Annotated in this window: 10 protein-coding genes; 8 read left to right on the top strand and 2 right to left on the bottom strand. The window is 71.3% G+C overall.

Going from position 1 to position 13476, the window contains the following annotated elements; genetic code table 11:
- Positions 1-18 precede the first annotated feature (18 nt).
- The 6 genes from CFN78_RS19220 (at position 19) to CFN78_RS19195 (ending at position 9676) form a co-directional block, all read left to right on the top strand.
- Complete coding sequence (locus CFN78_RS19220; protein WP_240519557.1) at positions 19-4467, top strand: beta-ketoacyl synthase N-terminal-like domain-containing protein; 4449 nt, start codon at positions 19-21, stop codon at positions 4465-4467.
- Positions 4468-4782, top strand: coding sequence for an acyl carrier protein (locus CFN78_RS19215; RefSeq protein ID WP_094864230.1), 315 nt, complete (start codon positions 4468-4470; stop codon positions 4780-4782).
- A 3-nt stretch (positions 4783-4785) separates the two neighbouring features.
- A complete protein-coding gene (locus tag CFN78_RS19210) occupies positions 4786-5598 on the top strand; it encodes an alpha/beta fold hydrolase (RefSeq protein ID WP_094864229.1) in 813 nt (270 codons plus the stop codon).
- A 2-nt stretch (positions 5599-5600) separates the two neighbouring features.
- Positions 5601-6788 (top strand): glycosyltransferase, encoded by a 1188-nt coding sequence (locus tag CFN78_RS19205; RefSeq protein WP_094864228.1) that lies wholly within the window; start codon positions 5601-5603, stop codon positions 6786-6788.
- Positions 6789-7126: 338 nt separating this feature from the next.
- Entirely contained in the window at positions 7127-8992 is a 1866-nt protein-coding gene (locus CFN78_RS19200) for an ABC transporter ATP-binding protein (RefSeq protein ID WP_240519546.1), read from the top strand.
- Positions 8993-9190: 198 nt separating this feature from the next.
- Positions 9191-9676 (top strand): GNAT family N-acetyltransferase, encoded by a 486-nt coding sequence (locus CFN78_RS19195; RefSeq protein WP_094864227.1) that lies wholly within the window; start codon positions 9191-9193, stop codon positions 9674-9676.
- A 96-nt stretch (positions 9677-9772) separates the two neighbouring features.
- Here CFN78_RS19195 and CFN78_RS19190 read toward each other — a convergent pair whose 3' ends face one another.
- A complete protein-coding gene (locus tag CFN78_RS19190) occupies positions 9773-10174 on the bottom strand; it encodes a hypothetical protein (protein ID WP_094864226.1) in 402 nt (133 codons plus the stop codon).
- Positions 10175-10861: 687 nt separating this feature from the next.
- On the opposite strand from CFN78_RS19190, the gene CFN78_RS19185 reads away from it, so the two are divergent.
- Positions 10862-11119: a hypothetical protein gene (locus CFN78_RS19185; RefSeq protein WP_094864225.1), complete on the top strand. Its 258-nt coding sequence runs from the start codon at positions 10862-10864 to the stop codon at positions 11117-11119.
- A 147-nt stretch (positions 11120-11266) separates the two neighbouring features.
- Here the strand turns inward: CFN78_RS19185 and CFN78_RS19180 are convergent, their stop codons facing one another.
- On the bottom strand, positions 11267-12241 hold the full coding sequence (locus CFN78_RS19180; protein WP_094864224.1) for a ferritin-like domain-containing protein: 975 nt from the start codon (positions 12239-12241) through the stop codon (positions 11267-11269).
- Positions 12242-12460: 219 nt separating this feature from the next.
- Between CFN78_RS19180 and CFN78_RS19175 the strand changes: the two genes are divergently transcribed.
- Complete coding sequence (locus tag CFN78_RS19175; RefSeq protein ID WP_094864223.1) at positions 12461-13429, top strand: type 2 periplasmic-binding domain-containing protein; 969 nt, start codon at positions 12461-12463, stop codon at positions 13427-13429.
- The last annotated feature ends 47 nt before the right edge of the window (positions 13430-13476 follow it).

Raw genomic sequence — 13476 nt, 5'->3', positions numbered from 1 at the left:
CCGATCGCCATCGTGGGAATGTCCGTACTGTTCCCCGGTGCGCCGGACCTCGACGCCTACTGGCGGAACCTCGTCGAGGGCGTCGACGCCATCACCGACGTCCCGGCCGGCCGCTGGGACGGTGACTTCTACGCGCCGGACGAGCAGCGCCGGGCCGACCGGGTGTACTGCAAGCGCGGCGGTTTCGTGGACGACTTCGCGGACGTGGACGTGACGGAGTTCGGCGTGATGCCCAATTCCGTGCCCGGCACCGAACCGGACCAGCTCATCGCGATGCGGGTGGCCGCCCAGGCGATCGCCGACGCGGGCGGCGCGGACCGGCTGCCCGCCGACCGCCAGCGGGTCGGCGTCGTACTCGGCCGGGGTGGCTACCTGACGCCCGGACTGGTGCGGCTCGACCAGCGGGTGCGGACCGCCAGCCAGCTGGTGCGCACCCTCGGCGAGCTGATGCCCGAACTCGGCGCCGAGCGGCTGGAGGAGGTCCGCGCGGCGTTCACCGACCAGCTCGGCCCGGAATCGCCCGAGTCGGCGATCGGCCTGGTGCCCAACCTCGCCGCCTCCCGGCTGGCGAACCGGCTCGACCTGCGGGGTCCCGCGTACACCGTCGACGCGGCCTGCGCGTCCTCGTTGATCGCGGTCGACCACGCCGCAAGGGAACTGGAGAGCGGCCGCTGCGACACCGTGCTCGCCGGCGGCGTCCACCACTGTCACGACATCACGTTCTGGAGCGTGTTCAACCAGCTCGGTGCGCTCTCCACCAGCGAACGCATCCGGCCGTTCCACCGCGACGCCGACGGTGTGCTGATCGGCGAGGGTACCGGGGTGGTCGTGCTCAAGCGTCTCGACGACGCCCGGCGGGACGGTGACCGTGTCTACGCCGTCATCACCGGCACCGGGGTCGCCAGCGACGGCAAGACCTCCAGCCTGTTCAATCCGGACAGCGGCGGCCAGGTCCGTGCGGTCCGGCAGGCCTGGGAGGCGGCCGGACTCGACCCCGCCGAAGATCGTTCCATCGGTCTGCTGGAAGCCCACGGCACCGCCACTCCCGCGGGCGACTCGGCCGAACTGGAGACCCTCGCCGAGGTCTTCGGGCCCGCGGGCGAGGCGCCGAGGGCTGTGATCGGCTCGGTGAAGTCCATGATCGGGCACACCATGCCCGCGGCCGGGGTCGCCGGACTGGTCAAGGCCGCCCTTGCCGTGCACCACGGCGTGCTGCCGCCCACCCTGCACTGCGACGACCCGCATCCCGCGCTGGCGCGCACCCGCTTCGCCACCGTCGACACCGCCCGCCCATGGGCGACCTCCGAGCAGCAGCCGGTCCGCCGCGCCGCCGTCAACGCCTTCGGTTTCGGCGGGATCAACGCGCACGTCGTGCTCGAACAGGACGTCGCCGCACCGGTCGTGCGGGTCGCCGAACCGGAGCGGGTGCTGCGACTGGCCGCCGCGTCACCGGCGGATCTCGCCGCCCTGCTCGACGCCGAGGACGAGGCGGTTCTCGCCGCCGGGCTCGACGAACGCGACCCGGCCGCGGGCCCCAGCCGGATCGGCATCGTCGACCCGACGGCCAAGCGGCTGGCCCTGGCCCGCCGGGCCGTGGCCAAGGGCACCGGCTGGCGCGGCCGTAACGACGTGTGGTTCTCGCCGGAACCCTTGCTGGGCAAGGGAATCGGCAAGCTCGCGTTCGTATTCCCCGGTCTGGAGTCGGAGTTCGAGCCGAACGCGGAGGACATCGCCGCCCGGTTCGGGCTCCGCTGGTCGCTTGCCGGAGCCGACACGACCGTCGGCGACGTCGGCAGGCAGGGCACCGGCGTCTTCGAACTCGGCAGGCTGCTCGACACCGCCCTGCGCCGGATGGGCATCGTCCCGGACGCGCTGGCCGGGCACAGCCTCGGCGAGTGGACGGCCATGGCCGCGGGCGGTATCCACGACGAGCGCGAGGTGGACGCCTTCCTCGCCGGGTTCGATCCGGACTCGCTGCAGGTGCCGGGGCTGGCCTTCGCCGTCATCGGTGCCGGCGCGGACCGCGTGGCCGAGGCGCTCGACAGCCAGGACGAGGTCGTGCTTTCGCACGACAACGCACCGAACCAGTCGATGGTCTGCGGCCCCGCCGCGGCCGTCGGGGAACTGGTCGCCCGGTTCCGCGCCGAGGCCGTGATCGCCCAGGTGCTGCCGTTCCGCTCCGGCTTCCACACACCGATGCTGCGGCCGTACCTGGACCCGATCCGGGAGGCGGCCGAGCGCTATTCCATCAACCCGGCGACGCTGCCCGTGTGGTCGGCCACCACCAGCTCGCACTACCCGTCCGACCCGAATGCGGTGCGTGCGCTGTTCGTCCGGCACCTGCTGGAGCCGGTGCGGTTCCGTCCGACCATCGAGGCGATGCACGATGCGGGCTTCCGCGCGTTCGTCCAGCTCGGCGCGGGCCAGCTCGGTTCGCTCGTCTCGGACACCCTGCACGGACGGGAGCACCTGGTGGTGTCCGCGCACTCGGCCAACCGGTCCGGGCTCGCGCAGCTCCACCGCCTCGCCACCGGGCTATGGGCGCACGGCGCGGAACCGGACCTCACCCCGCTGCTCGGCGCCGCGCCGCGCCGCGCACCCGCGCGCCGGGTACCGCGGGCTCCGGTGCGGCTCGACCTCGGCGGCGCGCTGGTGTCGCTGGACCGGGAGACCCGCGACCGGATCGGAGCCGGGATGCGTCCCGCGCCGGTCAGGGCGACCGCCCCGGCGGGCACCACCGAGGCGTCCACATTGGACACCCTCGGTGAGCGGTACCCGCTGGCGGCCGAGTTCTCCGCGTTCCTGAAGGACACGGCCGCGCTCACCGCAGACGTGATCAGCGCGAGCGGCTCCCGCCCGCCCGCCCGTCCGCCACGCCCCGCCCCGCCGCTGCCCCCGGCGCCCCAGCCGGTGCCGCAGCCGCAGTCGCCGCAGGGCACCGGCGAGTTGCACGCCACGCTGCACGTTTCCGTCGACGAGATGCCCTACCTGCTCGACCACTGCTTCTTCAAGCAGCCGCCGGACGCGGAGCCCGCCGACTCCTGGCCGGTGGTGCCGGCCACGACGGTGATCGGCCACCTGATCGACTTCGCCGAGCAGGCCGCGCCGGGCAGCCGGGTGGTGGCCGTGCACGACCTGCGGTTCAACCAGTGGGTCACCGCCACCCCGCCGGTCGACGTGGAGGTGCACATCGCTCCGCGCGGGCCCGGCCGCGTCGCCGCCTCGCTCGGCGGGTACTCGCGGGCCGAACTCGAACTCGCGGGCTCGGCCGCCACCGACCCGCCCGCGCCGTGGACTTTCGACCCGGCGACGGAACGGGTTCCGTCGCTGTCCGCCGAGGCCCTCTACACCGAGCGCTGGATGTTCCACGGCCCCCGGTTCCAGGGGGTCACCGAGCTGATCGCGATCGGTGACGCGCACGTCCGCGGCGAGATCACCACCCCGGCCGCACCCGGTGCCCTGCTGGACAACGTGGGCCAGGTGCTCGGTTACTGGATCATGTCGGAGCTGACCTCGCGGACCACGGTGTTCCCGGTCGGGATGGAACGGATCCGCTTCTACGGCGACCATCCCGCCCCCGGCGAGAAGCTCGAATGCCTGGTGCGGATCACCGGCGTCACCGACTCGACGCTCGAGGCCGACATGCAGCTCGTCCACAATGGACGGGTGTGGGCCGACTTCCGCGGCTGGCGTGACCGCCGTTTCGACAGCAACCCCACGATCCGGGCGATGGACCGGTTCCCGGAGCACAACACCCTGTCCACGATGGACCCGGACGGCTGGGCGCTGGTGCACGAGCAGTGGCCCGACCTCGCCACCAGGGACCTGATCATGCGCAACCTCCTGGCCGGTGCCGAACGCGAGCAGTACACGGCGCACCCGCCGCGGGGAAAGCGGCAGTGGCTGCTCGGCCGGATCGCCGCGAAGGACGCCGTCCGTCAGCACCTCTGGGACGAGGGGGAGGGCGGGATCTTTCCCGCCGAACTGCGGGTGGGCAACGATCCCGCGGGCAGGCCCTACGTCAGCGGCGCCTACGGCCGGACGGTGCCGGAGCTGACCGTGTCGATCGCGCACAGCGGCGAGGTCGGTGTGTCGATCGTGCGGGACGGTCCGTGCGGCATCGACGTCGAGGAGGTCGTGCCGCGGCCGGAGACGACCGTCGCGGCCGCGCTGGGCGAGGGCGAACGGGAGTTGCTGACCGCCCGTGCCGCCGAGGGTGAGCCGGAACAACTGTGGTTCGCCCGGTTCTGGACCGCCAAGGAGGCCGTGTCGAAGTTGCTGGGCACCGGATTGCAGGGCGAGCCGAGGAAGTTCGAGGTCGTCGAAGCCGACCGGGAGACGTCGATCGTGCGCGTCGACGGCCGGGAGTACCCGGTGCGGTGCCGGACCGTGGCGAACCAGCCGGGCGGGCCCGCGAAGCAGTACGTCGTTGCGTGGACGGACTCCGAACAGTCAAGGGAGCGATAAATGAACACCGAGACGACAGCGGTCGCCGACGAGACCGTGGTCCTTGCCGAGATCACCGCGATGCTGCAGGTGGTGCTCGAGGAGTACGGGCTCGACGACGCCGAGATCACTATGGACACCACGTTCCACGACGATCTCGAACTCGAGAGCATCGACCTCGTCGGACTGTCCGGACAGCTCCGTGAGCTGTACGGCGAGAAGGTCAATTTCGCGGCGTTCATCGCCGAACGCGAACTGGACGAGATCATCGCGCTCACCGTCGGCGAGCTCGTCCGTCATGTCGTGACGTCCCTGCGCGCAGCCGAGGAGAACTGACAGATGGCGAAGATCCGTGCCGGCGAACTGGATGTGCACGTCCAGCGGCTCACCCCGGTGGTCCCACCGCGTGACGGTGAGGAAGCCCCCGTCGTGGTGTTCATCCACGGCCTGCTCACCGACAGTCTCGCCAGCTACTACTTCACGCTCGGGCCGGAGTTCGCGCAGCACGGCATGGACGTGATCATGTACGACCTGCGCGGGCACGGCCGTACGAGCAAACCGGCCACCGGTTACCGGCTGGAGAACTTCGTCGCCGACCTGGACGCGCTGCTGAGCGCACTGGACGTGAACCGCCCCGTGCACCTGGTCGGCAACTCCTTCGGCGGGTCGATCGCGTACGGCCTGGCCGCCGAGCGCCCGGACCGCGTCGCCAGCGTCACCGCGATCGAGGCCGAGCCGCCCGTCCGCGCCTGGATCGGTCACATGGCCGACGGTCTGCACGACGCCAAGACCCAGCTCGCCCTTGCCGAGGCCATCGACTGGATCTCGGACAACTTCGGCGCGCACACCGCGCGGCTGTCCAAATCGGCGCTGAAGATCATGCAGGCCACCACGATCGCCGAGGACATCCCGCTCAGCCGGACCATCGAGGACGACCTGCACGAGGTCCACTGCCCGGTGTTCGCGCTCTTCGGCGACGAGTCGGGACTCGCGGGACAGGTCGACGAACTGGAGTCGAAGCTGGCCCGCTGCCGCACCGTGGTGTTGCCGGAACAGGGGCACTCCGTGCTGGTGGAACGCACCGAGGACACCTCGCGGCTGATCCGGCAGTGGGTCCGGGACACCTCCGACGCACTGGTGGAGGCGGAGTAGGGGTGGGTCGCTTCCTGTTCGTCGTGCCGCCGCTCGTCGGCCACGTCAACCCCGCCGTGGGCACGGCCGGGGCGCTGGCGGCGCGCGGACACGAGGTCGCCTGGGCCGGGCACGAGGAACTCGTGCGCCACCTCGCGGGCGCGGACGCGAAAGTCTTCGACTGCGTCGTCCCGGAGGGTGGACTAGCCCGCACGGCGGACCTCAAGGGGCCGGCTGCCCTGCAGTTCCTCTGGGAGGAGTTCCTGATCCCGCTCGCCGACGCCATGGCCCCCGGCGTCCGTTCGGCCATCGAGACGTTCGCACCGGACGTCGTGGTCGCGGACCAGCAGGCGGTCGCGGGCGGGCTGATCGCCGAATCCCTGGGCCTGACCTGGGTGACCTCGGCCACCACCCCCGCCGAGCTGATCGATCCGCTGGACGGGCTGCCCAAGGTCGCCGCCTGGCTGGACGGGCTGATCGAGGACCTGCGCGGCCGGATCGCGGACGGCGCGGGCACCGCCGACCCGCGCATGTCGCCGCACGGTGTGCTCGGCTTCACCACCCGGGAACTGCTCGGCCAGGTGGAACTGGGTGAGCGGACCTGGCTGGTCGGCCCCTCCATCACCGATCGTCCGTCCACATCGGACTTCCCGTGGGAGTGGCTGGACTCCCCGCTGCCGACCGTGCTCGTCACGCTCGGCACCACCAACCTCGACGCCGGCGCGGCCTTTCTCAACGCCGCGGCCGAAGCGCTGTCCACGATGGACGGACGAGTGCGCGCCGTGATCCTCGATCCCGCCGGAGTGCTGGGCGAGGTCGGCGACAACGTCCTCGTCCGTGCTCACGCACCGCAACTCCTGCTGCTCGAACGTCTCGACGCGGTCGTCTGCCACTCGGGCCACAACACCGTCTGCGAATCCCTCTGGCACGGCGTTCCGCTCGTCGTGGCGCCGATCCGCGACGACCAGCCCATCGTCGCCGGGCAGGTCGTGGACGCGGGTGCCGGTGTGCGGCTGCGGTTCGGCCGATCCGGCCCCGCGCGGATCGCCGCGGCGATCGACGCCGTGCTCGACCCGGCCGGCGGCCACCGGGAGGCCGCCTGCCGGATCGGTGAGTCGTTCCGCGCCGCGGGCGGCGGCACCGCGGCCGCCGGTCATCTCGAAGGCCTGCTGGAACGGCAGCCCGCCGACGCCGGGGCGGCACGCGGATGACGACGCACCAGGCGCCCGGCCCCGGGCCCGGGCGCGCACCTCACCCCCCGCCGTACCGCCAGGGTCCGCCACCCGGGACGCGACCGGGACCGCAGGCACCCGGACCGCCACCACCGGGAGCCCCGCCGGGACCGCGACCGCAGGGCCGCCCGCCGGGGCCACCCCCGCAGTGGCCCGGCCATCAGCAGCCACCACAACCCGGTCCGCCACGCAGGCCGCCTCCGGAGTGGCCGCAGCGGGAACCACCGTCGGCACCCCGTCAGTCACCGCCGCGGCAGCCACCTCGGCGGCCTGCGGAGCGACACCCGGAGCGCCGTCCGCAACGGCCATCGCAGGCCGTGCCGCGGGCCGCGCCGCCGCGGCGGGTTCCCGAGGACCGCCCGGAGCGGACGCGACAGCAGTCCGCGCCGGCACGGCGGCCACGGAAGGAAACCGAGGGGAAGCCACCAGCGGCCGAACCGGACCCGCAGCCCGCCGAGCAGAAGGGTTCCCTGGCGGCACTGATCGCCTACGCCAGGCCGCACAAGCGCGTGCTCGCCATGTCCCTGGTGATCACCCTGCTGGCCAGCGCCTCCGGTCTGGTCCAGCCCAAGTTCGCGCAGGAGATCCTCGGCAGGCTCGGCACCGGTCAGAGTGTGGGCCAGCCGATCCTGGTGCTGTCGGTGCTGCTCGTCGCCGGCGCCCTGCTGACCGGGTTCAACGCCTGGCTGCAACAGCGCACCTCGGAACGGGTCGTCCGGCAGGTGCGCCGCGACCTCGTGTTCCGGCTGATCCGGTTGCGCGTGCCCGAACTGGATCGCCGCGCACCAGGTGACCTGATCGCCCGTGTCACCTCGGACAGCACGCTGCTCAAGAGCGCCGCCACCGAGGGCCTGATCATGTGCGTCAACGGGGTGCTGACCTTCATCGGCGCGATCGTCATGATGGGCACCCTGCACTGGGGACTGCTCGGCGTGACGATGATCGTTCTCGTCCTGGTCGCCGTGGTGATGACCATCGTGCTGCCGCGGATCAAGCTCGCCGTGGCACGGGCGCAGGAGTCCGTCGGCGTCGTCGGTGCCATGCTCGACCGGACCCTCGGGGCGACGCGCACCGTCAAGGCCAACGGCGCCGAGGGCCGCGAGACCGATCTGGCCCAGGGCGCGGTGGAGGACGCGTACGGCGCGGGACTCGTCGGTGCCCGCTACGGCGCCATCGTCAGCATGGTCGGCGGCGCGTCCATCCAGACCGCGTTCCTGGTGGTGCTCGGTGTCGGCGGCGTGTTCGTCGCCAACGGCTCGATGCCGGTGGCCGCGCTGATCGCGTTCCTGTTGTACGTCTTCTTCCTGGCGAGCCCGATCGCCTCGCTGGTCACCGGCGCGAGCATGCTGCAGCAGGGTCTCGGCGCGGTCGGCCGCATCGACGAGGTGTCGCAGATGCCGATCGAGGAGGACATCGAGGTCGCCGTCCCCGGCGCCGTTGGCGGCCCGGCACCCGCCATCGAACTCGACCGGGTCGAGTTCTCCTACCCCGGCAGGGCCCCGGCCCTGAGCGGCATGTCGTTCCGCATCCCGGGTGGGACGCAGACCGCGCTGGTCGGCCTGTCCGGAGCCGGCAAGACGACGCTCTTCTCGTTGCTGCAAAGGTTCTACGACCCCTCGTCCGGCGTCATCCGGATCGGCGGGCAGGACATCGCGACCATGCCGAGGGCGGAGGTGCGCCGCCGGATCGCCTACGTCGAACAGGACGCGCCCGCGATGGCCGGGACGATCCGGGACAACCTGCTCTACTCGGCGCCGGAGGCGTCCGAACGCGACATCGTCGAGGTCCTGCGGGTCACCCGGCTGGACAGCCTGCTGACCCGCCTGGAGAAGGGCCTGGACACGCCGGTCGGGGCGCGCGGGGTGACGCTGTCCGGTGGGGAGCGGCAGCGGCTGGCCATCGCGCGGGCATTGTTGCGCAAGCCCCGGGTGCTGTTGCTGGACGAGGCGACGGCCCAGCTCGACGCGCGCAACGAGCAGGCGCTGAGCGAGGTGGTCGCCCGGACCGCTCGCTACTGCACGGTCATCCTCATCGCACACCGGCTCTCCACGGTGATCGAGGCGGACCAGATCGTCGTGCTCGAACACGGCAGGGTCCGTGCGGTGGGTACGCACGGGACCCTGGTCGACGACGACGAGCTCTACCGTGAGCTCGCCGCGACACAGCTCCTGGCCGCCGAGTAGCGGGCTTCCCCCGAAGCCCGGTCTCGGCGCCGCCGTACGCCGGGGTGCGGCGCGCCCCCGCCCCGCGCCCGCCCGGCGTACGGCGGCTACCCGGCCGTTGCCCGCCCAGTGTGGGCCCGGTGGAACCTGCTTGCCCCGTGGCGCCGGTATCCGGAGACTGGCCGTGACCGCACGGAGGACGCGCATGCGAGGTGACCGGTGATCAGGACTGCGACCGAGGACGACTGGCCAGCCATCTGGGGGTTCCTGCGACCGATCATGGCGGCGGGGGAGACCTACACCTGGGACACCGACGTCACCGAGGAGCGCGCCAGGGCGATGTGGCTGACGGGACCACCGAACCGGGCCGTCGTGGCCGTGGCCGAGGACGGCGCGATCACCGGCACCGCGAAGATGGGCCCCAACCACGCCGGGCCAGGGGCGCACATCGCGACCGCAAGCTTCCTGGTCGACCCCGCCTACGCGGGGCACGGCGTCGGCCGTGCGCTGGGTGAGCACGCGCTGCGCTGGGCCGCGGCGGAGGGGTACCGCGCGATGCAGTTCAACGCGGTGGTGGAGAACAACACCCGGGCCGTCGCTCTGTGGGAGTCCCTGGGTTTCGAGATCATCGGCACCCTCCCGGAGGGCTTCCTGCATCCGGCAGACGGGTACGTCGGCCTGCACATCATGCACCGCAGGCTGTGAAGGACCCAAGGAGTCCACTGTAGACGGTCGCGTGCGGGAATGGTCACAGCGAACGGGCCGGGTCACCGATCGGTGCCCCGGCCCGCTTGCCGCTCGCTAGCCGCGAGTGACCAGCAGCGTGACGCCGGCCTGACCGCCGCAGTCGACGGCCACCGTGCCGACGCCGTTGCCGATGTTGCCCGAGACCGTTGCCCTGGCCTCGAACCGTTCCGGCCCCTCGGAGACGATGCGGATGTTCTCCAGAAACTCAGGGCCGCCCGAGATGCCACTGCGGACCGCCTTGAGCCCGGAGCCGCCGCCACAGTGGCCGGTGATGGTGATCTCCTCGCCGCGCTGCGCCGGATTGGGGCTGATCTCGACGACGGCACGCGCGCCGTCCGGCGGAACGCTGCCCTCGGCCGCGCCATCGGCACCGGCGACCCCGGTCATGGTCACCGCGGCCACCCCGGCCGCCACCGTCAGTCCGGCGGCGACACCCAGAACGTTCTTTCCTCGCATGTCGAACTCCTCACCGCGGTGTCCATTGAGGACGGTCCGCGAATCGTGTGCGTGGTGACCTCCGCGGACCGGCGCCGTCGGATCGTCCGGGGAGGTTCTGCCGGGTAAGTCGCCGCGCAGCCTTCCGAGGTTCTCGGACGAGTCAAATGTGACTCAGGGCACATCGCTGGCGGCGGGTCTCCGCTGTCAGCGCCACGCCCTGGACCTCGCGCGGGTCTCGCGAGTGGCGGGGCTCGCTCACCGCGGGTGCGCTCCGGCGATCGATGCCCCCACCGCTGGTCGCCGATGCGGCGACGGACCGAGCCGGGTAGTACCGATGCGCGCACCGAGTTCGGCAGGCCGCCCACCGTGTACCCGGCGACGTGTCCTTTGTGGACGTGGAGGAAGCGCACGGCAGCTCGACCCGATTGGTCTGTGACCGGCTCCGCATGTCGCTGCCGAACCCGACGGTCAGCTCATGGCACTTCCCGGGGCAGCGACGCCGACGGATCGTCACGTCGAAATCGAATACCCGGATTCGATTTCGGATTGGTGGTGTCCCTCGATAGTGAGCGTTATTTCCCGCTCATTCACACAATTGTGTCGCCGACGTGTTGATGTCCGGATATCGGGGTACGTTTTCTTGGCACAGGCGGGACATCGCGTTCTACCGCAAGTCGAAGTTCGAATGACAGCTAGGAGTTCGTTGTGCTGAAGAAGGCTGGAATCGTCGTTACAGGTGCCGCCGCGCTGATGATGATCGGTGGGACCGCGTTCGCCGCGGGCGAGCCCGTCCACGAGGGCCCGCACTACGGTGACGACCACGGTCAGTCGATCGGTTTCCTCAACGACCTCGACGTCCTGGACAACATCAACGTGTGTGGCAACCAGGCCAACGGCATCGCCGTCCCGGTTCTCAACGAGGTCGGCGCGGACTGCTCCGCCGCCAGCGCCGACGAGAACTGACACGCGCGTTCCGTATACCCGCTGCCACGGGATCCGGCAGTGTGATGGGCTGATGGCCCCGGGGTTCGATGCCCCGGGGCCATCAGCTTTCTCTTCACCGTCCGCCGCCGGGGAATCCGCTGACGCGGGGCGGCGTCGGAGGTCGGGTCAGGCGTTGTTGTCGCTGCTGTTGATCTCGCCGTTGACGCCGTTGGGGAAGAAGCCACCCGAGGTGGCCTGCGTGTTGGTCAGGTAGACGACATTGAGAACCTGTCCGGCGGTGCGGCTGTAGGCGATTCCGTTGTTGTCGGTGGGAACGATGTTCGCGCGGCCGTTGCCGTCGATGACGCCCTGATCGAGGTCCGCGCTGCCGTCGAGGCTGTCCCGGGCGTCGGAGAGCTTGACCGAGGCCTCCTTGAGGTCACGGCCGAACAGCCCGGTCCCGAGCAGTCCGGTCTCCTTCTCGAGGATGGCGCTGCGGATGTTGCCCGCGTGGTACGCCTCGACCGCGAGAATTCCCGCGGCGGCTTCGAGATACGTCTTGTTCGTGATCAGCGGCGCCGCACCCTTGTACGCCGTGACGCCGACGTCCTCGAAGAGGTACGCGGCGAGGAGGAAGTTCTCCTCGCAGGCGAAGGCGTCGAAACTGTGCCCGGCGCGGACCAGCCCGGCGGCCTGCGCGGCGGCGGTGAAGCTGCTCTGCAGGTCGATGGCAGGCTGGCTGACCGCCGCCGCGCCGAGTTCCCTGCGCAGGAACTCGACATGCTGGCGCTCGTCGGAGGCGATCTCCTCGGCGTACTGGCGGACCCGCTTGCTCGCGAAGCGGACGGCGCGGCCCCCGGTGACCGGGCCCTGGTTGCCGGTGCCGGTCGTCAGCGCTTCGGGAAGCCCCTTCCCGCTGACCGCGAACGAGTAGAACTGGGCTTCCAGGTACTCCAGGTTGAGCGCGAAGTTCAGTACGGCGCCGTCACTCGGCGCCGCTGCCGGGGCCGCCGAGGCACTGGGGCCGCCCAGCGTGCTCAACGCTCCCGCGCCGACCACGCCGAGGCTGCCCACCCCGGCGGCACGCAGGAACGTGCGCCTGTCCGGCTCGTTCTCGGCGCTGCGGTTGATCATCTTGCCTACGAAATCCTTGCCGAACACGAATACTCCTCACGCTTGGGTCGGCCACGAGTCCCGTCGCCCGGACGTCCGCTCCATCCCAGGTGTGGCCCAGGGCACATTGGTGTGCGCGAGTCGTACGTACACGAACGTGTTGCCGGATTGGTCACTCACCGGAAAATCACGGAGAGTGATCGAATCCGGTAGCCACGGCATCCCGTCCGAGGGGGTCATCGGTGCCGTTCCGCGACCGGAAGCGGTATGCAGACGACGTTCCGCCGCAGGCTGATCGGCGCCGGGGTGCGGCACCACCCGGTCTGCGAGGCCGCCCACTTTCCGCTGCTGGTGGAACTCGTGGCGGCGGGGCCCGGCGTGACGATCATTCCGCAGGCGATCGCCGAACGCGCGGGCCTGCGGAATGCCAGGATCGAGCAGGTCGACTTCAGCAGAGGCGATCTATCTCGCCGGGCGGCCGTCACGAGCGCCATCGCGGCCAGGCTCTCGCCCGCGATTCACCGGCATCGCGGCGAGGACGATGATCCGCACGGCGAACACACGGCACAGCCGGACGGCATCGGATGCGGTCGCGTTCTCGCTCCGAGCACTGTCCACGCGGCGAGTGTCCGGCGTGGGGACCGCGCGGTCCAACACCCTTCCGAGCTGCGATTCAGCGACGAAATCGCGCAGCAGGCGAGGCCGGTACGACAGAACGGCTGTACGACCGGTCCGTCCGCTCGGATTGATACGGTGCACTCGTCCGTTTCGACGGCCCGGTACTTCGCGGCCGTGACGCACCGACGAAAGGACCACCGGACCGTGTCTCGCGTCGCCTCCGGAACGTTGTCCGTCCTCCTCGCCCTCGGCGCCGCGCTCTCGGTGGTGGGCGCGCCCGCGGCCACCGCGCAGGGCGCCGCCGTTCCCACTTCCGTCGCCACCGAGGGCACGGTCAGCCATGGGACGCCGGGGACGATCGCGTTCGAGGCGACGCTTCGCGACGACGGCGGTGCCGGCCTGGCGAACCAGCCGGTCGGGTTCACCCTGGTGCTGGACGGGCGGCCGCTGTGCGAGGCGGTGACCGACGGTGCGGGGGTCGCCGGGTGTTCCATTCCGATCACCTCCGAGGTGGTGCTGACCGGCGTGCAGGTGGACGGCTACGTGGCCGCCTTCCCCGGCAGCGAGACGCACCAGGCCGCCGACGCGCTCGGCAAGGCGAGCTGGGCGGACCGCTGACCGGTCGGGCGGTACGGCCGTGGTATCGCGCATGGGCGAGGCGGCGG

Origin of the sequence: Amycolatopsis antarctica, from assembly GCF_002262875.1 — a bacterium.
Classification (GTDB): domain Bacteria; phylum Actinomycetota; class Actinomycetes; order Mycobacteriales; family Pseudonocardiaceae; genus Amycolatopsis; species Amycolatopsis antarctica.
Note: the sequence above shows the minus strand (reverse complement) of the source record. Positions and strands in the feature narration are given on the sequence as shown.